17 protein-coding genes, 3 CRISPR repeat arrays and 1 riboswitch are annotated in these 23,175 nt (G+C 49.6%); of the genes, 13 read left to right on the top strand and 4 right to left on the bottom strand.

The window, feature by feature from the left end; genetic code table 11:
- Positions 1–22 precede the first annotated feature (22 nt).
- Positions 23–1,441, bottom strand: a complete 1,419-nt coding sequence (locus BZG20_RS00380; RefSeq protein ID WP_077577760.1) for an alanine/glycine:cation symporter family protein — start codon at positions 1,439–1,441, stop codon at positions 23–25.
- Positions 1,442–1,514: 73 nt separating this feature from the next.
- Positions 1,515–1,608, bottom strand: a riboswitch (glycine riboswitch).
- A 342-nt stretch (positions 1,609–1,950) separates the two neighbouring features.
- Here BZG20_RS00380 and BZG20_RS00385 point away from each other — a divergent pair.
- Positions 1,951–3,117 carry a J domain-containing protein gene (locus BZG20_RS00385; RefSeq protein WP_046073169.1) on the top strand — a complete coding sequence of 389 codons (1,167 nt, stop codon included), beginning with the start codon at positions 1,951–1,953 and terminating at the stop codon, positions 3,115–3,117.
- A 194-nt stretch (positions 3,118–3,311) separates the two neighbouring features.
- The gene (locus BZG20_RS00390) at positions 3,312–4,475 is read left to right on the top strand and encodes an amidase family protein (protein ID WP_158075447.1); all 1,164 of its coding nucleotides are present in this window, start codon (positions 3,312–3,314) and stop codon (positions 4,473–4,475) included.
- Positions 4,476–4,810: 335 nt separating this feature from the next.
- Here BZG20_RS00390 and BZG20_RS00395 read toward each other — a convergent pair whose 3' ends face one another.
- Positions 4,811–5,077, bottom strand: coding sequence for a TIGR03643 family protein (locus BZG20_RS00395; RefSeq protein WP_077577762.1), 267 nt, complete (start codon positions 5,075–5,077; stop codon positions 4,811–4,813).
- Between the two features lie 215 nt (positions 5,078–5,292).
- A CRISPR array of direct repeats spans positions 5,293–6,160; the repeat unit is 28 nt; unit sequence GTTCACTGCCGCACAGGCAGCTTAGAAA.
- Positions 6,161–6,695: 535 nt separating this feature from the next.
- On the opposite strand from BZG20_RS00395, the gene BZG20_RS00400 reads away from it, so the two are divergent.
- From BZG20_RS00400 to BZG20_RS00415, 4 genes are all read left to right on the top strand, one after another.
- Positions 6,696–7,004, top strand: a complete 309-nt coding sequence (locus BZG20_RS00400) for a helix-turn-helix domain-containing protein (RefSeq protein ID WP_077577971.1) — start codon at positions 6,696–6,698, stop codon at positions 7,002–7,004.
- On the top strand, positions 6,988–8,247 hold the full coding sequence (locus BZG20_RS00405; RefSeq protein ID WP_077577763.1) for a type II toxin-antitoxin system HipA family toxin: 1,260 nt from the start codon (positions 6,988–6,990) through the stop codon (positions 8,245–8,247). The genes BZG20_RS00400 and BZG20_RS00405 overlap by 17 nt, the downstream gene beginning before the upstream one ends.
- Before the next feature lie 167 nt (positions 8,248–8,414).
- Positions 8,415–9,102: direct repeats of the CRISPR family, unit length 28 nt; unit sequence GTTCACTGCCGCATAGGCAGCTTAGAAA.
- A 547-nt stretch (positions 9,103–9,649) separates the two neighbouring features.
- Positions 9,650–9,901, top strand: a complete 252-nt coding sequence (locus tag BZG20_RS00410; protein ID WP_198531447.1) for a type II toxin-antitoxin system ParD family antitoxin — start codon at positions 9,650–9,652, stop codon at positions 9,899–9,901.
- Positions 9,898–10,215 (top strand): type II toxin-antitoxin system RelE/ParE family toxin, encoded by a 318-nt coding sequence (locus BZG20_RS00415; protein WP_077577764.1) that lies wholly within the window; start codon positions 9,898–9,900, stop codon positions 10,213–10,215. The genes BZG20_RS00410 and BZG20_RS00415 overlap by 4 nt, the downstream gene beginning before the upstream one ends.
- Before the next feature lie 211 nt (positions 10,216–10,426).
- Here the strand turns inward: BZG20_RS00415 and BZG20_RS00420 are convergent, their stop codons facing one another.
- A complete protein-coding gene (locus BZG20_RS00420; protein ID WP_077577765.1) occupies positions 10,427–10,711 on the bottom strand; it encodes a helix-turn-helix transcriptional regulator in 285 nt (94 codons plus the stop codon).
- Positions 10,704–10,931, bottom strand: coding sequence for a type II toxin-antitoxin system RelE/ParE family toxin (locus BZG20_RS16135; RefSeq protein WP_256363589.1), 228 nt, complete (start codon positions 10,929–10,931; stop codon positions 10,704–10,706). The genes BZG20_RS00420 and BZG20_RS16135 overlap by 8 nt, the downstream gene beginning before the upstream one ends.
- 351 nt (positions 10,932–11,282) lie before the next feature.
- On the opposite strand from BZG20_RS16135, the gene cas1f reads away from it, so the two are divergent.
- From cas1f to BZG20_RS00460, 7 genes are all read left to right on the top strand, one after another.
- Positions 11,283–12,254, top strand: coding sequence for a type I-F CRISPR-associated endonuclease Cas1f (gene cas1f, locus BZG20_RS00430; RefSeq protein ID WP_077577766.1), 972 nt, complete (start codon positions 11,283–11,285; stop codon positions 12,252–12,254).
- Positions 12,251–15,697, top strand: coding sequence for a type I-F CRISPR-associated helicase Cas3f (gene cas3f, locus BZG20_RS00435; protein WP_077577767.1), 3,447 nt, complete (start codon positions 12,251–12,253; stop codon positions 15,695–15,697). The genes cas1f and cas3f overlap by 4 nt, the downstream gene beginning before the upstream one ends.
- Positions 15,698–15,735: 38 nt before the next feature.
- Positions 15,736–17,085, top strand: coding sequence for a type I-F CRISPR-associated protein Csy1 (csy1, locus tag BZG20_RS00440; protein WP_077577768.1), 1,350 nt, complete (start codon positions 15,736–15,738; stop codon positions 17,083–17,085).
- On the top strand, positions 17,085–18,077 hold the full coding sequence (gene csy2, locus BZG20_RS00445) for a type I-F CRISPR-associated protein Csy2 (protein ID WP_077577769.1): 993 nt from the start codon (positions 17,085–17,087) through the stop codon (positions 18,075–18,077). The genes csy1 and csy2 overlap by 1 nt, the downstream gene beginning before the upstream one ends.
- Before the next feature lie 16 nt (positions 18,078–18,093).
- On the top strand, positions 18,094–19,089 hold the full coding sequence (gene csy3 / locus BZG20_RS00450) for a type I-F CRISPR-associated protein Csy3 (protein WP_077577770.1): 996 nt from the start codon (positions 18,094–18,096) through the stop codon (positions 19,087–19,089).
- Positions 19,090–19,098: 9 nt separating this feature from the next.
- Positions 19,099–19,746 (top strand): type I-F CRISPR-associated endoribonuclease Cas6/Csy4, encoded by a 648-nt coding sequence (cas6f, locus tag BZG20_RS00455; protein WP_077577771.1) that lies wholly within the window; start codon positions 19,099–19,101, stop codon positions 19,744–19,746.
- A gap of 149 nt (positions 19,747–19,895) precedes the next feature.
- Positions 19,896–20,823: direct repeats of the CRISPR family, unit length 28 nt; unit sequence GTTCACTGCCGCACAGGCAGCTTAGAAA.
- Between the two features lie 531 nt (positions 20,824–21,354).
- On the top strand, positions 21,355–23,094 hold the full coding sequence (locus BZG20_RS00460; protein ID WP_077577972.1) for a methyl-accepting chemotaxis protein: 1,740 nt from the start codon (positions 21,355–21,357) through the stop codon (positions 23,092–23,094).
- Positions 23,095–23,175 lie beyond the last annotated feature (81 nt).

Here is a 23,175-nt window from a genome sequence, read left to right on the forward strand (position 1 = left end):
CTTAGCGAGTCGCTAATCACTTTCACTGTGCATCAACAACGGCGTTGTTTTCTTGGCTCGTTACATTGGTTGCGCGAGTCCGGTTGTCTAGTGTGGCAAAGTAAGCTTGGGTTTCCGCAATGACCACCTTGCGCAGCAGCAATAAACCAATCAAGTTAGGAATCGCCATTAAGCCGTTGACGATATCGGCCAGTATCCAAATCGTATTCAATTGAATAAAGGCACCGGATGCAATTAAGCCGATAAAGAATAGCTTATAGATATAAATGGCTTTTTTGCCAAACAGGTACGCGACGCAGCGCTCGCCGTAATAGTGCCAACCTAAAATGGTGGTGAAGGCAAAAAACAGTAGGCCAATGTTGACCAGCACCGGACCAACACTGCTTTCCATCCCTACCGCAAACGCATGTGAGGTCATGGCGGCGCCTGCGAGCTCCCCAGACCAAGATTGCGTTAGGATCAAGGTCAGTCCTGTCATGGTACAAATCACCAGCGTATCGATAAAGGTGCCAGTCATTGATACTAAGCCTTGCTCAACACAGGAGTCCGTTTTTGCTGCGGCCGCGGCGATGGGCGCACTCCCGAGGCCTGATTCGTTAGAGAATACCCCACGTGCAATACCCGATTGAATCGCAAGCATCATGCCGGCACCCGCAAAGCCTCCGGTTGCGGCCATGCCGTTGAAAGCAGATTCAAACACCAGGCTGACTGCTTGTGGTAGTTGTGCGGCGTTTGCCACGAGGACCCATAAGCACGCGCTTACATAAAGCACTGCCATAACAGGCACAATTTTGGCGGCGACGGCGGAAATGGATTTGACGCCACCCAAGGTGACTGAGGCGACGAGCACGGTTAACAGGGCTGCAACAACGGCTGTTGGGATATTAAATAAGTGGGTCGCCGCGCTGCTAATCGCGTTCACTTGTGGGAAGGTGCCTATGCCAAAGCATGCCACTCCCAGTCCAAATAAAGCAAAGAGCTTGGCGAGAATGGGTTTACCGGCACCTTTAGAAAGGTACATCATGGGGCCACCAAGCATGTTGCCTTTATGGTCGACCTCACGGTATTTCACCGCGAGTAGACACTCGGCGTACTTAGTCGCCATGCCCAAAAAGGCGGCGAGCCACATCCAAAACAGTGCCCCTGGGCCCCCAAGAGAAATGGCGGTGGCCACGCCGATGATATTTCCGGTACCTATGGTTGCGGATAAGGCTGTACACAGTGCCGCAAACCCTGAAACATCCCCTTGGGTTTTGGCGTTCGACGGCTTAAAGATTTGCTTGAGCGCAAACGGCAGGCGACGGAGTTGGAGTAGCCCTAACCGTACTGTAAAAAAGAGCCCCGTACCGGTGAGTAGCAAAAGAAGCGGTGGCCCCCATATCCAGTCGTCAATGGTGGCTAGAAGTGTTTGTATATCTGGTAGTTGCGAAAAAAATGGCATTCATTCCCCCTTTAAACATCAAAGGAGGAGATAGACCACACTAATATTAACAAAAGTGCTACATATTGGGGTGGGTATCTCCTCTGTCCTTTTGCCTGAGAGTTTCACTTGAAAACAAGCTTGCTCCTTCGGCGCCCGAACTAACGGGTCTCTCCAGAGTCTCCTCCAACAGCAGTCCATACAATTAAGTGCCTGAAAGATTTACTTCTTCGGCGGATGGCGTCAGCCACCTCTCTCCTGCTGTCTTCATCGGAACGTCGTCATGACGGAAAGTATGATAGATCACAGAAATATGAATGCAATGCAAAAATCAGTGAATGGGGAATAATTCTTTCTTAATGGCAAAAAACACAAACTTTTAGTATTTCTTTCTAACAACAGAGATGTCGACGCATGCCTTCGCCGAGTTTGTTAACTTGAAAACAAGATGAAAGGGGTTAATTTTTTCCCACATTGGCCGATAAATTGGCTAATCTGGACAGGCAACGAGTAGGATAACGAGCAGCAGCATGACCACGTGGAACGAACTTTTAGGCGTGAACGCTGGCGACAATGCCGAGCAAATAAAACAGCGCTATAAGCGACTTTCTAGCCGCGTACATCCAGATAAAGGAGGCAGTACGGGGCTAATGCAGCTGGTCAGTGAAGCCTATCAAGCGGTTAAGTCAGGTAAAGGCGAGGGCAGTGCGCTGGGTCAGTCGCTAAGTGGTGCCAGTCAGGCAGCATTGCGTAGCCAAATTGCGCATCTACAAAAAGAACTGGCGGCGCTACAACAAGAAAATCGGACATTGAAGTCTCGCCAAGCCAATACTCAAATCCCCGCACACTTGACAGCCAAAATTGCCAAACTCGAATTTGATAATCGCCAATGGCGCGAGCAATACCAAAAGCTTGAGCGACAGCATCACTCATTGGAATCTCAGCATCACGCGTTACAGCGCGAGCAGGACCAACGTAAAAAAGACCTGGTACAGGTGAACCGTGAGTTAAAAGAAGCGCTATCGCGCGCAGAGCAATTGGAAACTGATCTCACTCGCAAAGCGACACCAGTGACATTAAAGCCAGCCAAACCTGGTTTATCTTGGCGCTGGGTGCTTGTGTCTTGGGCCATGATGGCGCTGCTGATAAGCCCATTGGGCCAATGGCAGCAATGGGTTGACCGCTTTTGGGGGCAAGATCAGGACCAGACCGCACAACGTGTACGTATTATCGACCCAGCGCCCTCAGAGTCTCAGCCCACGCAAGCGAATAATGAGCCTCAGCCTCAGGCGGCGCCTGCACCAGCGATACCCGTTGCCCCTATGATTCAGCTTAACCCTGACGCGAATCAGTGGCACATCAATCAATATGCAGAGACCGCACGGCCTTACTTGGCCTTACGCAGTGAGCAGGGGTCATATGTGGTCGCGAATTGTATGGGCGAGTTTTATATCTACCTTAATCAGGGCTATCAGCCGCTTCGTGTGCCACCAAACTTGGATTACGTAGCACAGCGTCAGCACTTTCATGTTTATGCCATTCCTTACGGGCAGGGGGCGTCGGTGGATAGTTGGCAGTTGGCACGTAAGGTACAAATACTCGAACACACCTTCGTTAGTGCTGACTTGGCGCCCAAACTCAGCGCTTTTGAACAATCCTGTCGACAAGTACCAGGTTTAACCGCGGTAAACTTATAAACAATATCGTGACTAGGCACGCATCTCACATCGCTTTAATCATTGCCTCGCACGGAAATCGATAGCGAGATCGCAGACCGCGAGTGGACACGCTCAAGATATCAGAGCGGAAAACCGTGAAATAGCGTCTGATTTCACGCACATGTATTACACTGATCAATAAGTAATAAGCGTGACTGATGAGGCCTGTGTACATGCTCGATCAAGCGATGTTTGCGCACCCGTTCGATCCACCACGTCAAGACAGCCTAAATGGGGTATTTCGGCGTTATAAACTGGCAGTTTCCCACTCGGTGTCTGTTGAGGAACATGTCGCTGGTATCGGGATCCCCTCATGGTCTGAGGGACGCACCGCCGCCAGCCAAGACGCTGCGGTTGTCAAAACCATGATGGCCCAGGGCGCCAGCTTGATTGGGCAGCTGCAAATGGATCCTTTAGGCTTCAGTATTACCGGTTTTAATCCGTTTTATGCGGAGCTTCGCAACCCTCACTTCCGCCAATACCGCGTCGGAGGGGCAAACGCAGGTATCGCAGTGGCGGTGGCAAAAAAGCTGGCGGATTTGGGCATTGGTAACGATGCATTTGGCGGCGTACGGATCCCTGCTGCACACTGTGGACTGTTCGGATATCGTCCCACGCCAAGCCTTATCGATACCCAGGGGATCATCTCTGTCGCAGAAACCTTTGATAATGTAGGTGTGTGCAGCGCGGCACTTGGCCCGCTAAGTCAGTTCCAAGAGTTGGTGGCCAAGCCGTCCTCCGCCGTGACGAATATCCAAGGCGTGGTCATCGCCGAGGCGGTTTTTGCGTTATTCTACAGCGATGAAGCGATGGCGCAGGTCTACCAGCACCTTGAGCATTTAAGCTTACCGCAAGAGTCGACGTTGACCATGAACAAACTGGTGCTGTCGCGGCTTGAAAATGCGCAGGTGTCAATTGCCAGCCAAGAGTTTCTGTTGATGTACGGCGCATGGTTGAAACAGGCCAAGCTTGATTTGCCCACCTCAACGCAACAGTATTTAGACCGCTTACAAGCTGTCGACTACAAAGCGCATTATCAGGCGAAGAAAACCCGCAAGCAGTTGAGAGATACCGTTTGTGCCATGTGGCCAAGCGATAAGGTATTACTGATCCCATCCACACCGGGCGCCATTTTACCTCGTGATGCGGATGCATCAGACGGTGATGCGTTTAATTTATCCCAGCGACGACTCATGGCGCTGGCGGATGTATGTGGCTTACCCCAGCTCACTATCCCGTTATTTGAGCATCAAAACACACCTTATGGCGTGACATTATTGGCTCACCCTTTTAAAGATAAGTTATTGATGGAAGTAGCACGCCGTTGGCTCGATTAACCGTATGGATTGCACCTTTATCCGCCCAGCCGTCAAGAATTTTCTATAAAAAACCGTTTTTTGTGTTTAAAGTTCTGATAATAAAATAAAAAATAAGTTTATCGTTCCGCGTTTACTATCAACAGAAACTGTGGATAACCGGTTGGATTAGTCGGTGTTTAACTTGGTAAATTATTGAAAATAAAGATTATAGTATGGGCCTGTTGAGCTTGGGACGGGGTGGGTGAGTGTTACAAGAAAGTGACAAATTGGCTGTCACTTTGGTTTAACACCGCGTAGAGACTGTATTCGCCCATATTCCGATGCGGTGATGCTGTCACTTATCGTCAATATGGTCACTTTTTGGCGGCTTTAAACTTGTATTGTGTCTTACAATGGCTACGCACCACGCTCCTGGAACGCAGGGCTGTGTGCTTGGTTTTGCGACCACGTGTACGCGTACGCCATACTTTGAAACTACGCGGTTTTAATTCACGTCGCATTAAAGCAATCACATCATCTTGGCGTAGCCCATAGAGTGCTTCAATCGCCTCAAACGGGGTCCTATCTTCCCACGCCATTTCAATGATCCGGTCTAAGTCACCAGGCTCAGTCAGTCGCATAGTCTCCTCCTCGCATTGGACTAATAATTACGTATACGTTGAGCAACGCGGATCAATAAGTGGGGATGCCTAAACCCCTTATGACCCTTATTTTTTGACTTTTTAAAAATAAACAATAAATACAGCTAGTTAAGAAAGGCCATTTTAAACAAGGGTAAAAGGCCATTTTTATCCTAACGGCCTGTTGTTCCGAGCTATTATTACGTTATTCTATTGTTCACTGCCGCACAGGCAGCTTAGAAAGTCAGTGGCAAGGCCACACAGCGACGCTTTCTGTTCACTGCCGCACAGGCAGCTTAGAAATTGAAGATGATCCCCCGGCTATCGAATACCGCGTTCACTGCCGCACAGGCAGCTTAGAAATAGGGTTGGGATTTCGTAACGAGCGCCCGAAAGTTCACTGCCGCACAGGCAGCTTAGAAAGGCGCGATGCTGTTTATCGATGACGCGCATAAGTTCACTGCCGCACAGGCAGCTTAGAAATCGCTGAAAGGCATCCTCGGCCCTGGCGCCGAGTTCACTGCCGCACAGGCAGCTTAGAAATTGCGCACTTTGCCTGCGACAATCGGGTCGATGTTCACTGCCGCACAGGCAGCTTAGAAATTTCGCCATTTTCTGGACCATCTGCCCCGCGTGTTCACTGCCGCACAGGCAGCTTAGAAAGTGAGCCTCAGTGTCGTGTAGTAGCTGGACATGTTCACTGCCGCACAGGCAGCTTAGAAATAGACAATCAGTGTATTTTTACTCGGTTGGTAGTTCACTGCCGCACAGGCAGCTTAGAAATGGCGTTGTCGACCTGGCCACCGCTTCCGGCCGTTCACTGCCGCACAGGCAGCTTAGAAAAGACGCAGACAATGGTGACGCGTCAAGATATGGTTCACTGCCGCACAGGCAGCTTAGAAAATGTGACAGCGGATGTTGCTATCGGTGTATGCGTTCACTGCCGCACAGGCAGCTTAGAAAGTTTGCGCTTGCTCAATATGACATTGTTCATGGTTCACTGCCGCACAGGCAGCTTAGAAATTGGCGTAGTTGTTTTGCTTGTAGTACTCCAAGTTCACTGCCGCACAGGCAGCGTAGGTGACACAAGCCCCAGCACTATGTTGGATAGGRGACATTGCYAACGGGCGCCTRTCACGATCGAGRTTAATCGTTGGCGCCGATGTCGGAGGCGCGCAGKCYGCTTGGRTAATAGATGGCTGACATTGCACTGGCGCTTGTCCGACCTACGCACAGGCAGCGTAGGTGACACAAGCCCCAGCACTATGTTGGATAGGAGACATTGCCAACGGGCGCCTGTCACGATCGAGRTTAATCGTTGGCGCCGATGTCGGAGGCGCGCAGKCYGCTTGGGTAATAGATGGSKGACATTGCACTGGCGCTTGTCCGACCTACGCATAGGCAGCGTAGGTGACACAAGCGCCGGTACGGTGTTGGATAGATAAAAACTGTCAACGGGCGCCTGGCTCGATTGGCGCTTATATCAAACGATGTAAATGCACCATGCTAGTCTTGATGTTGTGACTTATTAAACAATGAATATGTTGTAATTCCTTAAATGACAACTAATATGTTGTATATAGACTATAGTACAACATTAAAGTTGTTTGAGGGTGTGATGGTGTCACTAAAAGATATAGCGCGTGCATTGCAAGCGCGTCGCAAGTCACTTGGGCTAGAGCAGTCTGACATGTACATGCGTATTGGCATGAAACAACAGCAGTACCAGCGAGTAGAGGCGGGGAGTGATGTCCGGCTATCGACTTTGCTGCGTGTGCTCGAAGGGCTCGACCTGACATTAACGCTTACGCCCAAAACGTCTCAGACGATCGATGAGCCGGTAAACCTCGGTCGTTATAAAGATGATGATAACGACGATCTCGACTTTTGGTTAGGGACGGAGCACAGCGATGACCAAAACCAGTGAAAAGGTTGAGGGACTAAACATTCAACTGCATGGCGTTGACGTAGCGATTGTCACCCACTACGCGGGTGGGAAGAATATTCTCACGTTTAATCCGGCGTTTATCGCCACCTCTCAGCATGAGCGTTTAACCTTTTCGTTGAGGCAACGTCGCGATTCGCAATACTTACGCACACCACAAATTCGCACGGACAAACTGCCGCCAGTGCTCTCCAACTTGCTCCCAGAAGGCGCATTAAGAGATGTCGTGTCAAAGGCGTTACAGTGTCATACAAACAATGAATTCGCGATACTGGCATACATGGGTAAAAACCTGCCCGGTGCTATTGTGGCGACGCCAATTAAAGCTGGAGAGTTACCGCGTTGGGCATTGGCGCAAAGGCTTTCAACCGCGCCGCAGCAGATTGATGTTAAGCATGCTGATAGCAAATTCTCATTAGCCGGCGTACAAATGAAGTTTTCTTCATCGCACTGTGATGGGCGATACCATATTGATCACGACGCCAATGAAGACTCATGGATCATAAAAACGCCCTCAACCGTGCATAAAGGGGTGCCTCTCAACGAGTTCACATGTATGACGCTCGCTGAGCAGGTCGGTGCCGTGGTTCCCGAAAGACGTTTGATTAATGTGGCTGAGTTAGAGGGTTTACCCAATATTCAGCTGCCAAATGAGCCTCTTGCGTATGGCATACAACGCTTTGATCGCGGAGCCGACGGCCGAATACATGCGGAGGATTTTGCACAGGTATTTGGCTTATATCCTTCAGATAAATATCAAAAAGTGAACTATGAGCAGTTGGGAAAAGTGTTATATCGTGAGAGCGCTAATGGACGAGAAGACATACAGCAAATGGCACGCAGGTCGCTGATTAATATCTTGCTCGGGAACGGCGATGCGCACTTAAAAAATTGGACGATCTGTTACCCCGACCGCATGTTGCCGCGTTTAGCACCGCTTTATGATGTGGTCTTTACGCAGCCTTATATTGAATATGACAACATTGCGTTGAAAATGGCGAAAAGCAAGCGTTGGTATGATATTGGTTTGAGCCATTTCGAACGCTGGTCGCAAGATGTGGGTGTGCCGTGGCAAATGATCAAACCGCACCTATTGGATACGATCAACCTGGCGCGAAATATGTGGCCAAATCAACTTAAGCAATTACCGATGTTAACGGAGCACAAAGCGATGCTACGTGATCATTGGAAAGCCCTGCACGAGGACTTCACCATCGGTTCATGATCCAGCCAAACCGGGCGCTAAATCGGCGCCTTCTTACCCTTATTTTTTGGCTATTTAAAAATAAACAACAAATACAGATAGTTACGGAATCCCCTTTTAAACAAGGGTAAAAGGCCATTTTTATCCTAACAGCCTGTTGTCACTGACGATTATTAAGCTATTCTATTGTTCACTGCCGCATAGGCAGCTTAGAAAGCCCAGGAGAAGGGCCGCGAGTTCACCGACTTGTTCACTGCCGCATAGGCAGCTTAGAAATGCGGCTTGCGGTCGTCGGTCAACTTGGCCGTGTTCACTGCCGCATAGGCAGCTTAGAAATGTGGCCGCTGTGTGGTCGCAATGACTTGGATGTTCACTGCCGCATAGGCAGCTTAGAAAAACCCGCTGCGCGTATCGGCCACCACTGCGCCGTTCACTGCCGCATAGGCAGCTTAGAAATTCGGCGACATTACGCGGCGGGACGACTTAAAGTTCACTGCCGCATAGGCAGCTTAGAAAATTCGAAAAGCTGCTGATCTGTTTTACCCTGCGTTCACTGCCGCATAGGCAGCTTAGAAAAGACAAAGACAAAAAAGTATCGGCGCGTTGTTGTTCACTGCCGCATAGGCAGCTTAGAAAATGATGTACACCGCGCCCTGACATTCCGTGGTGTTCACTGCCGCATAGGCAGCTTAGAAAAACATTACACGGTGGCCGTTATAAAACGCCCAGTTCACTGCCGCATAGGCAGCTTAGAAATGTCTCGCTCGGTGATGGGGGTAGCGAATTACGTTCACTGCCGCACAGGCAGCTTAGAAATTCAGTCGCAGCGTAGTACCGTGTGATGTTCGGTTCACTGCCGCACAGGCAGCGTAGGTGACACAAGCCCCAACACTATGTTGGATAGCGGACATTGCCAACGGGCGCCTGTCACGATCGAGGTTAATCGTTGGCCTTAATGTCGGAGGCGCGCAGTCCGCTTGGGTAATACATGACAGACATCGCACTGGCGCTTGTCCGACCTACACACCATTTTAATATCGGCGGTGCCATTGGCGTACATTGGTTATCGGAATAGCCACTTTTGGCCCGATAATACCATTGGCGTAGGTGACACAAGCCCCAGCACGGTGTTGGATAGATGCACATTGCCGACGGGCGCCTGTCACGATCGAGGTTAATCGTTGGCCTCAATGTCGGAGGCGCCAGTTGCACTGCGCGCGGTGCAAATCACACCTAGCTTGTACGATCGAGTTAGCGCTTCTCCGACATACGCACAGGCAGCTTAGAAAGGATTGAATGAGAAGTCTTATGTGTGCTGCTATATACCTAACGTTGTTCGGCTGAATCAATATGAGTCAAAAAGTTGGGAGTCACTTACAAAAAGCGCTATATTCATTATTCATATTTATGAATAAGTGCGATAATTATGGCAACAACAAGTTTAAGCTTAGGGGAGCACTGGGAAGTGTTTATTAAAAACGAGGTAGCAAGTGGCCGGTACGGCTCTGCTAGCGAGGTTGTTCGTGATGCATTACGCACGCTTGAGGAACGCAAAACCAAACTGGATGTGTTGCGCGCACATCTTGATGAGGGGGCTCAACAGGCAGCCAGTGATACGTTTGTCGATGACTTTTCAATGGATGAACTGATTAACGACTTGGACACAGAATCTTGACGGCGAGCCAAACAAAAAAGCAGGTTCGTATTACGCCCAGAGCACGTGATGATCTTAAAAATATTGGTCGTTACACTGAGCGTAAATGGGGAAAAGCACAGCGTAACACTTATTTAAAGCGCCTAGCTACGCGGTTTAACTGGCTAGCAGAGAACCCGCAACTAGGCCAGCATAGAACAGACATTGAAGACGGATACTATTGCTTTCCTGAAGGACAACATCTTGTCTTTTATCTTATCCGACGCCATGCAATTGATATCATTGGTGTTCCTCATAAAGAAATGGACATTATTAACCATTTCACTATTGGTTAGTGCGCACATTGTGATTGATAACTACTGACATACGCACTACTAATGCGATCTTCCTTCAAATTCTTTGCTATGTTCACTGCCGCACAGGCAGCTTAGATACTGAAATAGTTGTTTTTTTTGATGCCAGTTCATTGTTAGTGGTCGTGGCATCGAGGAATTAGGGGATGGTTAAAGGTCAATAAAAGCGTATGACTAGTAATGACCATATACGTCAATTTAACGCATGTTTATAGCCAAAGTTAAGCTTGCAATTGCATGCTTTTGCATAGCTAAGCAGGGTTTTAAGGGTTGGATTACCTTTCCCTTTTTCAAGTCGAGAAATATTGCCTTCTTTCGTCCCCATACGTTCTGCAACCTGCTGTTGAGTTAGCCCGGCCTGCTTACGCATACTGAGTAACATATCGATCAACTCAAACTCAGGCGTCAATTCATCGTATGCTTGTTTCACGTCTGGGTTTTGCAATGCTTTCGCTTTTAGTGCTTGTAGGCTATTCACTTTTCACCTCTTTCATACGCCCTGTTGCCAATGCTAAGTCGTTCTTTGGTGTCTTTTGGCTTTTCTTCACAAATGCATGAAGGACATAGATGTTGGGGCCGTCTAAATAGCAGAATAGACTGCGTCCGATCCCTTCTTTTGCTTTGGCACGAATTTCAAACAGGCCGTTACCTATTGATTCTGTGTGAGGAGGACCTAAGTTTGCGCCATGTTTTTCTATTAGTTAAAGCAGCTTGAGCATTCGCGCTTGAATCTTAGGAGGCATGTTGAGAATGCTCTCTTCCACGCCTGGGTAAAAAACAATGTTCCAGTTCATCTTTTACTTCTTTTTATCATATATGATAAGTTTTTGTGGGTCAAAATCCACTTATCATACCGAGTAATCTCGAGCAATCTTGGCTGATTAGTGTTATCTGGTTCGCATAACAATCGCACAGACAGCAGAATGCGATCTTCCTTCAAACCCTAAACTGTGCCTTGTTTCACGGGCATGCATTGCTATTTTTGTTACCTTTCTTGCGCTTGTGAGTGATCTGTTTTGTCACTCGGGACAACCACGAAAGGGACACCCATGGACGATCTCTCGCCCTCGGATCTTAAAACCATCCTTCATTCCAAACGCGCCAATATGTACTACCTCGAGCATTGCCGTGTGATGCAAAAAGATGGGCGTGTGTTGTACTTGGCGGAGGCGAAACGCGAAAACCTTTACTTTAATATCCCCATTGCCAATACCACGGTGTTGTTGCTCGGGACTGGCACATCAATCACTCAAGCGGCGATGCGTATGCTCTCGCAAGCGGGCGTGCTGGTTGGCTTCTGCGGAGGTGGCGGTACACCACTGCATATGGCAACTGAGGTTGAGTGGTTTACACCGCAAAGCGAGTATCGACCTACTGAATATCTGCAAGGGTGGTTGTCATTTTGGTTTGATGATCAAAAGCGATTGGACGCTGCGCGAACTTTTCAGCTGGCACGCCTGAGTTACTTAAAGCAGGTCTGGCAAGCGAGCCGTGAGCTCAAGCTTGAAGGGTTTGATGTGGCCGAATTGGCCGGCGCACTCGATACCTTTGTGGAGCGAACTGACAAAGCCAACAAGCCGGCTGATTTATTGCTTACCGAAGCGCAGCTCACCAAAGCGCTTTACAAACACGCGGCGAACCGTACTCAAAAAAACGGTTTTAAACGTCAGCATGAGGCGGACGATCTCGCCAACCGCTTTTTAAATCATGGCAATTACTTAGCCTATGGCTTGGCGGCGAGTTGTTTATGGGTGCTTGGGATCCCGCACGGATTTGCGGTGATGCATGGCAAAACCCGTCGCGGCGCGCTGGTGTTTGATGCCGCGGACTTAATCAAAGATGCCATCGTGCTGCCTTGGGCGTTTATATGCGCTAAAGAAAACGCCACCGAACAAGAGTTTCGCCAGCAAGTTCTGCAAGCCTTTATTGAACACAAAGCGATGGACTTTATGTTCAACACCATCAAAGCCATTGCGCTGCAAAACGACTCCGACGATGAGATGACGGAGCCGCAACGATGATGGTGACCTTTATTTCTCAGTGCGAGAAAAAGGCACTGAAGAAAACTCGCCGCGTGCTTGATGCCTTTGCTAACCGAATTGGTGATAACACCTGGCAAACACTGATCACCGAAGATGGCTTAAACACGGTGCGAAAACTGCTGAGCAAAACCGCCAGCCGCAGCACCGCGGTCAGTTGTCATTGGGTTCGTTCGAGAACCCACAGCCAACTCGTGTGGATTGTGGGTAATCGCCGCAAATTTAACTTAGAAGGCAATGTGCCGGTTAATCGCACTGAGTTGGACCTTAGCCACAAAGAATGGGAGCAGGGCTGGCAGCTTAATGAGGTGATTGTGCTGGCAACGGCCATGGCGGGATTGTTTCATGATTTTGGGAAAGCCAATGCGTTGTTTCAGCAAAAGCTTCGCGGCCAAACAGTACACCAAGGTGAACCGTATCGCCATGAGTGGGTGTCGTTGCGTTTATTCGAGGCGTTTGTCAAAGGCAAGGCGGATCAGCAATGGCTTGATGAACTTAGTGAGCTTACGCCTGAAACCGCCGTCGAGCATGAAGCTGCGCTACTGGCGCGACTGTTTACCGAAACGGACGGCTATCAACCTGTCTTTGATGACTTATCGCCATTTGCACGTATCGTGGCTTGGCTTATTGTCTCGCATCATCGGTTGCCCGTGAACTATGATGTCGACAAGGCTCCAGTTGAACTCTCGCAAATCGACCAATGGCTTCGCCGTTGCTTTGGTAGTCACTGGAATGCGCCCAACGCGCTCAACCTTGGTAAATATGACCCGCCAGCACTTGCCAATAACTGGCGTTTTCCCGATGGCACGCCGTTTTTAAGCCAGCCTTGGCAACAAAAAGCGCGCCAATTGGCCCAGCGTGCCCGCCAATATCCATGGCACTCTCATGGACAAATTAATTGGTTATCACAGCGGTTTGTCAGCCATATGGCACGTCTATCATTAATGCTAGCGGATCATTATTACTCGTCACTGCCACTGGAGAAATCCAAGCCCAAATGGCGCGATCGCCATTACGCACCGATTGCTAACACAGACCTGTCTCAAGGCAAATGCAAAAACGCGCCGCCTAAACAACAGTTAGATGAGCACAATATCGGTGTAGCCATTAATGCGAGACGCTTTGCAGAGAATTTACCCTCACTTAAATGGACATTACCAGCGATTGCTCAACACCGCCGTTTTAGCCAAGGCGCCGAACAAGAAAAGTATCGCTGGCAAGATATCGCTTATCGGAAAACCAAAACTATAGCTACTCAGTCGGAAACACAGGGATTTTTCGGCATTAATATGGCGTCGACAGGTTGCGGGAAAACCATCGCCAACGCGCGCATTATGTATGCGTTATCGGACCCTTGGCAGGGATGCCGTTTCTCGGTGGCGCTGGGGCTGAGAACACTCACCTTGCAAACCGGCGATGCGTATCGCGACTTGCTAAAACTTGGCGATGACGAGTTGGGCGTCCTCGTTGGTTCGCAAGCGATCCAGCGCTTACACGAGGCGCAAAATACGTCACATCAGTCTTCCGGTGGCAGTGAGTCTACCGAAGACTTTCTTGAAAAACTGTTTATTAGCTACGAAGGGCAAATATACGATGGCCGGTTGAAACACTGGCTAAGTAGTCAGCCTAAGCTGGAGAAATTGGTCAGTGCGCCGGTATTGGTGAGCACGATTGATCATCTGATGCCCGCCACTGAAAGCCTGCGCGGCGGCCATCAAATTGCGCCCATGTTGCGTTTGCTCAGTACCGACTTAGTGCTTGATGAGCCCGATGATTTTGGTCTTGAAGACTTACCGGCGCTGTGCCGCTTGGTAAATTGGGCAGGCATGTTGGGGTCACGGGTGCTGCTCTCATCGGCGACCTTGCCGCCTTCGTTAGTAAAAAGCTTGTTTGATGCCTATCGTGCGGGCAGGGCGCAGTTTAATCATGCCCAGTTTGGTGACAGCGCGACGACAAACGGCGCTGACGGTGCGCCTGTGATTTGCGGCTGGTTTGATGAATTTACCAGCGAGATCCAAACGGTGACGAGCAAAACCGATTACGTGACTTACCACCGTGAATTTGTCGCCAAGCGCGTTAAGCGATTAGAGGGCGAGCAACAGGTGCTACGCAAAGGGAAGACGGTAGACACCTCCGCGATTACCTCTTTAGTAGTCCCCCCAACACCCAGCGAACCTAACCTCGATTTTGGGCCGCTAGCGCAACTTATCCATACCCATATTCATCAGCTGCACCATGCGCATCATCAAAGCCATGCATCCGGCAAAACAGTGTCGGTAGGTGTGGTGCGCATGGCCAATATTAACCCCATGGTGGCGCTGACTCGGGCGCTGGTACAAATCTCGCCGGAACCGGATCATGCGCTCTTTATTTGTCCGTACCACTCCCAGTTTCCGCTGGCATTACGTTCTTATCGAGAAAGTCGTCTCGATGCGGCGTTAAATCGCCATGATGAAGCGGCGATTTTCGAGCAGCCAGAGATTCGCGATGCCATTTCGAACAGTGATGCCAAACATCTGATATTTGTGGTGGTGGGTACCGCAGTGGTGGAAGTTGGGCGTGATCACGATTACGACTGGGCCATTGCTGAACCGAGTTCAATGCGTGCCTTAATTCAGTTGGCGGGGCGGGTACAACGTCACCGTCAGCAACCGCCGACAAGCGCCAATATTCATGTGCTCGATCAGAATGTCCGTGCGCTAAAAGGCAAGCATCCCGCTTATTGTAAGCCAGGCTTTGAAAGCGCTGCTATCCCGCTTGAAAAAGGTTACAAGGTCACGCTTGATGAAGGGCTGACTGCCATTTCCGCCACGCCGCGTATTCAGGAAATCCCCAAGCTGGAAAAATCTGCCTTTATATTTGCTTCGTCGGCAAAAAGAGCGGCCAAGCCGGTGAGCCACTGGGGCGTGCAGGAGCACCGTGCGTTGCGCTTTACGTTAGAAATCACGGGCGGGGAAAAGCATCAGCCTGATTTTTTCCGAACCGGTAAGGAAGCCGAGCTTTGGTGGAATGAAACACTGATCAGTCAAGCTGCTGGACTACGTTACCCCGGTAAACATGCTAGCTGGAGCGGCGAACTGATCCGGCGCACTCCGTTTCGTCACAGCCAGCCCCAAGAAAGCTTTGTGCTGGCTTATAACGACGATGACACGCTGGCTTGGCAGCAGTTAGATACCTCACGTTATCCCTACCAATACGCCGATCACTCATATCGCTTTAAACCCGTCGAGATATCGCTAGCAGCCGGTTGCCATTGGTGGTTTGACGTTGATCCGGAAGCTGTTTATCAGCACTTTGCTGACCAAATGGGATGGTCGATTAAAAAAGCGAGCCAGCATTTGGGCGAAATACGCCTCGCGGCTGAGCGGGAAAGCCAAAACAGCACTTGGTGTTGGCACCCACAGCTGGGTGCTTATCGGGAGTAAAAAATTTAATGGAACAAATAGGATAAAAGGAAGCGCTTATGGAACACAGACTATACGATGCGCTGCTGGCATATATTGAACAGCGCAAACAGGCGAAGCTTGAGCCTTTGCAAAAGGCGCGTGATAAGGCCCTAAAAGCCGCCGCCAGCCAAGAGCAAGAGGCGATCGCCAATGCCGATTACGCAGAGAAAGCTGCTCCGATCGAAGCGAAGTTTGAGCCAATTCATTGGATCACAGACGCTGCGACGCGAGCCAAGCAAATCAGCCTCGCCACGCATTGCCCTAAATTTACTCACGGCGATGCTAAAGCAACTAGTATGCTTGTCACTGAGGTCGATAAGAGTGAGTCTCGCTACCTTACTAGCTATTCGCTGACCGATAAAGCCATTGATGCGGATTGCAATGCGGCTGTGTTGGATGTGGCGCGTTTTTTAAAAGTCACTGTGGAAGGTGAGTCGCTTATTTCGCAGTTGCAAGCCGGCCATATCAACGCGCTTAAGCCACTCATTGATGACGCTACCTTGCTAGAGACTTGGCGTGCGGGATTTTCACTTGCTTTGAATGATCAGACGTTGTCAGCCCATAATTTAACTAAGCAAACCTACTTTCCGGTGAATGAAGGTGAGTACCTCCTGCTGTGTCCGCTATATTCATCCAGCCTTGCGCACGCACTGTATAACAAGGTGCGTGCGACACGGTTTGGGGAGAAAGTTAAAGCGATTCGTGAGGCAAAGAACAAACAGTATTATCATCCGGAGAGATGGGAAATTTTTCCGCACACTGTTAAACAAGCTTTTGGCGGAACAAATAAACAGAACATCTCACTCTTAAATAGTAATCGCCAAGGCGAGGGATTTTTACTCAATGCCGCCCCGCCAAGCTATCAGCAGCAGCCGGAGGATCCGAGCAAGCAAACCAGCATCTTTAATCTCCGTTTAGCCTACCAAGCCAGTCATTTGCTTCACGACTTTCGCGCCTTTCTGGCAAGCCTTACCGAACGGGATCGTAACTTTGCCACCCGTTATCGGCGTGATCATGACTTTATTCTGCCACTCACTGACTTGGTGTTTGACTATGCCGCGCGGGTTCAGCAGCAAGTTCCAGCCGGTTGGAGTCAAGGCACTGATGATCAAGCATGCCGACTAAAACGTGAACATGCAATTTGGCTGGATGTGCACAACCCCGACGATCAATTTCAGCGAGAGCGTGACGCACAAGCGTGGCTGGACACTGTTGCCTCTGATTTTGCCGCTTGGTTACTGCGCCAGCTTGAGGACAAACAACACTACCTGCTTGGTGATACGGAGTTCAATTACATCCGCAAAGTGTTCCTAACCCAACTCAAAGCGTTTGAGCGCGACACGCCTCAATTTGAGGAGAACCGATAATGGCACAGTATTTATTGCTTAAGCACATTGAGGTGCAAAACGCGAATGCGGTCGCAGGGCTGACTTATGGTTTTCCGGCGATCACGCACTTTCTTGGCTTTGCCCATGCGCTATCACGTCAACTCCCTGATGCCTTGGGGTTGCGATTAGGTGGCGTGACCGTGGTTAGCCATAAAAACAATGTTCATGTGCGGCAGCCCACAGGGTGGGGCGACTATGTTTTTGCCTTAACCCGCAATCCGGTCACCGCCAAAGGAGAAACAGCGCCGATCAATGAAGAAGGACGCATGAACATGCAAGTCTCTTTGCTGATCGAGGTTGAGGGACTGATTGCTGGTGATAAAGCCGCGGCAGCACAGTTGATCGCGGAAGTGAAAGATTTGGCGCCTCAGCGACGGCTCGCGGGTGGGCAAATCTTAACCATTGGCGAGGTTGATTTGCTCGCGGATGCAAGCATGCAGAAAAAAGCGTTGCGCCGCCTCATGCCGGGCTTTGTCCTTTGCGACCGACATGATTATCTCGCCCAGCATCATCAACAGCTATTGCAACACAATGCGCAGGCCAGCTTGTTTGATGCGTGGTGTGAGTTTGCCATGTTGTCGTACCACGCTGTCGCCGATGATGAACACGTGCCTGACGACGATAACCAACCGATTCCGGCGCAATGGCAACGCGAGTCCAAACCTAAGCCAGGATATTTGGTGCCGATCATGACGGGCTACCGCGCGATTTCCCCGTGTTATGCCGCAGGTGAGGTCGCCAATGTGCGCGATCCGGAGGTACCGGTAAGCTTTGTGGAAGCGGCATACAGCGTAGGTGAGTGGCGCAGCGTCCACCGCCTTAAGGATATCGACGACGCATGCTGGCGTTATCACGGTGAGCATCCTTGGTATCTTGCCCGTGTGACGACAGCGACGCATGCCGAACCCATTGAACCTGACGTTGTGCCCACAACCGATGACGACACTGACTTTGACCCCGACTTTTTGTAATTAAGGAGATTTCATCATGGCTGATAAAAAACTGACTAACCCTTCCGTGTTTGCTTTTGAGGCGAAACTTTTACCTTCCGATGCACTAATGTATGCGGGTAATTGGGAAAAAGGCGATTGGCAACCCATTCAAGTGGGAGAGAAATCGGTGCGAGGCACGATTTCGAACCGCTTACAAGCGCCTACCGCCAATGATCCCACCAAGCTGGATGCGGAAGTATCTAAACCAAACCTACAAACGGTCGATATTGCGGCACTGCCGCATGATACTGATACGCTCAAAGTGGCTTTTTCGCTGCGTGTGCTCAGCGGGCTGCATGTGCCGTCAACCTGTAACAATCCAGACTATCAGCAAGCACTGGCTGATAAAGTGCGTGACTATCAATCAGAAACCGGTTTTAAAGAGCTGGCGCAACGTTACGCGCACAACATTGCCAATGGGCGTTTTTTGTGGCGCAACCGTGTCGGTGCCGAGCAAGTCAAGGTGGTGGTCATCGCAGGCGAGAAGCAATTTAGCTTTGATAGCTACGAATTTAGCTTGCATGATTTTGACGCGCACCCAGATGTCACTGCGCTAGCAGAGGTGATCCAATATGGCCTGACAGAAGCGCATGCACTTATTCATGTTGAAGCCTACTGCCAACTGGGCGAAGGGCAAGCGGTCTACCCCTCTCAAGAGCTGGTGATGGGCGGTGGTAAAGGCGATAAAAGCAAGTTCTTATATCAATTAGATGGCCAAGCCGCGATGCACTCACAAAAAATCGGCAACGCGCTGCGCACCATTGACACCTGGCACCCCGCCTATGACGAAGTGGGTGCAATTGCCATTGAACCTTATGGCTCAGTGACTAACCGCGGGGCGGCGTATCGTCAGCCAAAAGAAAAGAACGACTTTTACAACTTGCTCGATGGATGGATGTTAAAAGACAAAACCCCAACGCTCGAGCAGCAGCATTACATTATGGCGATGCTGATCCGCGGCGGCGTGTTTGGCAAGGGTGATAAAAAATAGGTGACGGGAATGAACTACTATCAAGAGGTTACTTTATTGCCAGATGTAGAGATCGCAGTAGGCTTTCTCTGGCACAAGGTGTTTCAGCAAGTGCACATTGCCTTAGCGGAAAACAAAATCGGACCGAATCAATCGGCCATTGCGGTGGGGTTTCCGGATTACCGCCAAGGTGATTTTCCACTCGGCCATCGGTTGCGCCTGTTTGCGCAAACTGAGGTGGCATTTGAGCAGCTTAATATTCCGCGATGGCTGTCACGCCTGACCGATTACGTGCATATCAAAGCCGTTAAGCCGGTGCCAGACGGGGTGCAAGACTATGCCTACTTTAAACGCTGGAACTACAAATCGCCGCAGCGACTGTATAAAAATGTCGATCGGCGTGCGGCCGCGATTGCCAGCAAAAATGGTTACGATGAGGAGGAAGTAAAGCGTCGTTTGTTGGCAAACATTAAAACGGACGACAAACGCTGGTCCCTGCCTTTTATTCAAGTGACCAGCCTGTCGAGCCAAAAACGAGCGGGGCAGCCAAATACCGAGTTCGCCTTGTATATCGAGCGGGAACTCACCAAACAGCCGCCCAATAATGGCCAACCATTCACCTGTTATGGGTTAAGCAGACGAGAGCCCGACCAGCAATGTGCGGTGCCGTGTTTTTGAGGGGGCAACCCCTCTTTACCCCTTCTTTTTGGCTCTTTAAAAATATACGGGAAATACAGTCAGTTACAGCAGGTGCTTTTTAACAAGGGTAAAAGACGATTTTTATCCTAACAGCCTGTTGTACCTGACGATTGTTAGGTTATTCTATTGTTCACTGCCGCACAGGCAGCTTAGAAAAAAAAAATGGAAGCGCGTGAACACCTAGGAAAGTTCACTGCCGCACAGGCAGCTTAGAAAGCCAATTAGGCGCAATCACGCCATAAGCGGCCGTTCACTGCCGCACAGGCAGCTTAGAAATGAGTATCCGGCTGCGCACTTTGAGAAGAACTGTTCACTGCCGCACAGGCAGCTTAGAAAAAAATCCGCAACGGTTACACTCAAAGTCGCAAGTTCACTGCCGCACAGGCAGCTTAGAAATGTTCGTCATCGTGCACACCTGCGGTCTTACGGTTCACTGCCGCACAGGCAGCTTAGAAAGTGCTGTGTGTGCATCACGCCGGTTTCTTTCTGTTCACTGCCGCACAGGCAGCTTAGAAAACTTGGCCAGCGGGGCCAGGTTGGTGCCCTCCGTTCACTGCCGCACAGGCAGCTTAGAAATATGAAATAGCGTTGCCACAGTATCAACGCGGGTTCACTGCCGCACAGGCGGCTTAGAAAATGCGATGCAAGCGCAAGCCGTGCAAAGCTCGGTTCACTGCCGCACAGGCAGCTTAGAAATCGCGATGGTGATGTATCCATTCAGTGGATGAGTTCACTGCCGCACAGGCAGCTTAGAAACGACGAAACCACAGCAAAAGCTGGCAGCGTGGGTTCACTGCCACACAGGCAGCTTAGAAATATGACAAGGGTAACATAAAGGAAACTAACCCGTTCACTGCCGCACAGGCAGCTTAGAAAGCACGGCTAATTGATACCCCCCCGAGTACGCTGTTCACTGCCGCACAGGCAGCTTAGAAAAACAACGCACTTTAAAATCAATTTTGAATCACGTTCACTGCCGCACAGGCAGCTTAGAAATTTAGTGGGGTTCGAGCGCTCACTGTTCAGAAGTTCACTGCCGCACAGGCAGCGTAGGTGACACAAGCCCCAGCACTATGTTGGATAGGGGACATTGCCAACGGGCGCCTGTCACGATCGAGTTTTATCGTTGGCGCCGATGTCGGAGGCGCGCAGTCCACTTGGGTAACAGATGGCTGACATTGCACTGGCGCTTGTCCGACCTACGCACAGGCAGCGACGGTGACACAAGCCCCAGCACTATGTTGGATAGGGGACATTGCCAACGGGTGCGCGTCGGCCAGGTACCTATAACTCACATCATACTGGCGCTTGTCGACCTACGTGAACGTTAACGTCGGTGGTGCCATTGGCGATGCTGCCTGTCTGGGTTTTTCATTGAAATGACTAGTTTAATGTATCTATGAGCCACTTAACTTTATGGCCCTACATTAATCGTTGCGTTTATTTTTATCGAGTAATCAAAAACTAATTGATATCGAGACTTTTCCTGTCCAGCTTTTTTTAATTGATGGCGAGAATCTATTCTACGATCAAACGGTAGTGGCATTTTGGTCGATGTTGTCTGTTGTTGAGTGGCAGGAGTTGGATATGAACATCAATAACACCATGAAGTTAGTGTTCTTTATTATTGGGGCAGGGATTGTCGTTAGTTTTATAACTATTATTCAACTCAACGGCCTGATGAATAAAGTCGATGAAATGGCTCAGGTGCGATATGAATCGTACCAAACGGCCGATGAATTAAGGCAAAGCTCTGATGACTTGACCCGCTTGGGTAGAACGTATGTGGTGACGGGAGATGAAAAGTACGAAAAGATGTACATGGATATCCTCGCTATTCGCAACGGAGAGAAACCTCGCCCTGAAGATTATCACACCATTTATTGGGATTTAGTATTAGATTATGGGCAAAAGCCAAAACCTGATGGAGAGAAGATCGCGTTAAACCAGCGTATGCAGGCGCTTGGTTTTACGGAGAAAGAGTTTGATCTTCTTAAAAAAGCTCAGGCTAACTCTGATGGATTGGTGAATATGGAAGTGAAAGCCATGAATGCGGTCAAAGGGCTTTATCCGGACAGTAGCGGTAACTATACCGTTCGTGGCGAGCCAGATAGGCAAATGGCGATCGACTTGTTACACAGCCCGCAATATCACCAAGAAAAAGCAAAGATCATGAAGCCTATCGAGCGTTTTTTTGTGGCATTGGAAACACGAACCAATGCGCAATTTAATCAGGCGGCGGCTAGCGTGAAAAAAACCGTTCTCATTGGCAATATTTCGTTGGCCGTTGTGGTTGTGATTGCTGTACTGGGTTATGTGGTCACCAAGCGTAATGTTGTTAACCCCATTGATAGAATGGCATCTATCCTTAAAAGCGTTGATGACAACTCAGATCTAACGTTGCGTGTTGATGATAGCAAAAATAATGAAATTGGCACGATTGGTAGCACGGTAAATAAAGTTATCACTAGCTATTCGTCGACCATTGAAAAAATCAATACTGTTAACCATATGATTTCCCAGATCACAGATAGCTTGGTGAACATCACGGATAAAAACGCTAAGGTGTCGAGCCAGCAGAATCAGGAATTGGAAATGGCTGCGACCGCGATGGAAGAAATGACCTCTGCATTATCAACGGTCGCGGAAAATACGTCGATGGCGGAAAAATATGCGGGCAATACCGAGCAAGAAACTGGTTCGAGTAAAGAGGTGTTTGACAAAACAATGCTAGAATTCGGTAGCTTGGAAACGGAGTTCAAGAAAACCTCGGAAGTCATTCAAGAATTAGCTGATGAGTCGACCAATGTCGGTAATGTTTTGGACGTGATTAAAGACATCGCTGAGCAAACAAACTTGTTGGCCCTGAATGCGGCTATCGAGGCGGCACGTGCAGGTGACCAAGGCCGCGGCTTTGCGGTGGTGGCGGATGAAGTTAGATCACTCGCACAGCGCACGCAAAAGTCGGCTGGCGAAATAGAGGAAATGATCGGTGGTCTGCAAGGTAAAGCCGAGCAGTCGACACAAACTATTCGTATTAATGCTGAAAAGATCTCATCCACGCGTGAGAATATGACCACGGCGAATGACGCCTTGGGGACAATCAAAGAGTCGGCAATAGAAATACATCGCCTCAATACCTCGATTGCCTCAGCGACCGAAGAGCAGCTGTCTGTCAGTGACGAAATTTCTGGCAACTTATCGAATATAAAGAACTTGTCGAGTGACATGAATGAGGAAATTGAGCAGTTAGGCCCGATTGTCTCTAACTTGAAAGAGAATGTTGACTCGCTCAGTGGCGCTATTCGACATATTCGCACGGAATAACCGCACTTTAGGCTGCTTGCCTGGGGCAGGAAAGCAGCCATTCTCCCCGAGGGAGTACGGTGTTTATGTAGAGCGCGCTCT

The sequence above is a fragment of the Salinivibrio sp. IB868 genome (assembly GCF_001995655.1).
Lineage (GTDB): Bacteria > Pseudomonadota > Gammaproteobacteria > Enterobacterales > Vibrionaceae > Salinivibrio > Salinivibrio siamensis.

Coding starts and splice junctions, on each gene's coding strand:
- BZG20_RS00405 (WP_077577763.1), top strand. CDS start 6,988: ATGACCAAAACCAGTGAAAAGGTTGAGGGACTAAACATTCAACTGCAT.
- cas6f (WP_077577771.1), top strand. CDS start 19,099: ATGAACTACTATCAAGAGGTTACTTTATTGCCAGATGTAGAGATCGCA.
- BZG20_RS00400 (WP_077577971.1), top strand. CDS start 6,696: ATGGTGTCACTAAAAGATATAGCGCGTGCATTGCAAGCGCGTCGCAAG.
- BZG20_RS00385 (WP_046073169.1), top strand. CDS start 1,951: ATGACCACGTGGAACGAACTTTTAGGCGTGAACGCTGGCGACAATGCC.
- BZG20_RS00390 (WP_158075447.1), top strand. CDS start 3,312: ATGCTCGATCAAGCGATGTTTGCGCACCCGTTCGATCCACCACGTCAA.
- csy3 (WP_077577770.1), top strand. CDS start 18,094: ATGGCTGATAAAAAACTGACTAACCCTTCCGTGTTTGCTTTTGAGGCG.
- cas1f (WP_077577766.1), top strand. CDS start 11,283: ATGGACGATCTCTCGCCCTCGGATCTTAAAACCATCCTTCATTCCAAA.
- BZG20_RS00395 (WP_077577762.1), bottom strand. CDS start 5,077: ATGCGACTGACTGAGCCTGGTGACTTAGACCGGATCATTGAAATGGCG.
- csy2 (WP_077577769.1), top strand. CDS start 17,085: ATGGCACAGTATTTATTGCTTAAGCACATTGAGGTGCAAAACGCGAAT.
- cas3f (WP_077577767.1), top strand. CDS start 12,251: ATGATGGTGACCTTTATTTCTCAGTGCGAGAAAAAGGCACTGAAGAAA.
- BZG20_RS00380 (WP_077577760.1), bottom strand. CDS start 1,441: ATGCCATTTTTTTCGCAACTACCAGATATACAAACACTTCTAGCCACC.
- csy1 (WP_077577768.1), top strand. CDS start 15,736: ATGGAACACAGACTATACGATGCGCTGCTGGCATATATTGAACAGCGC.
- BZG20_RS00460 (WP_077577972.1), top strand. CDS start 21,355: ATGAACATCAATAACACCATGAAGTTAGTGTTCTTTATTATTGGGGCA.